1 protein-coding gene is annotated in these 448 nt (G+C 67.9%); it reads right to left on the minus strand.

Going from position 1 to position 448, the window contains the following annotated elements; translation table 11 throughout:
• A partial coding sequence (locus HW130_RS35275; RefSeq protein WP_177153833.1) for a helix-turn-helix domain-containing protein occupies positions 1-347 on the minus strand: 347 nt, incomplete at its 3' end.
• Positions 348-448: the final 101 nt, after the last annotated feature.

The following is a 448-nucleotide window of genomic DNA, read 5'->3' on the forward strand; positions in this document are numbered from 1 at the left end:
TGGCAGAGGCGGTTGAGTCCGTGCCGGGTCAGAATCCGGTGCACGGTCGAGGGAGGCAGGCCCAGGATCGGGCCGATTCGGGCCGGCCCCAGCTTGCGTTCCTGCCGAAGCCGGCACACCCGGGCCTCGGTGTCGGTCGGGGTGCGGTGCGGCGTCGTGTGGGGACTGCTGGGGCGGTCGTACAGTCCTGGCTCGCCCTCGGCAGCGAACCGCCGCACCCACTTGTGGGCCGTGGCGCGGGAGATGCCCATTTCGGCCGCCACATGCGCCACCGGACGGCCGGAACGGACACGATCAACCAGCAGCCGCCTCCCGAAGACGGTCAGCCGGGCATTACGGTGGGACACGAAGGCCTCCGTGCGGTGAAGATTCGACACCTCCACCACACACGGGGGCCTTCGCCATGATCAAGACCTTAAGACTGTCAACAACGCTCGTGCTCAATACA

Source organism: Streptomyces sp. PKU-EA00015 (assembly GCF_013387495.1).
In the GTDB taxonomy this organism is placed as follows: domain Bacteria; phylum Actinomycetota; class Actinomycetes; order Streptomycetales; family Streptomycetaceae; genus Streptomyces.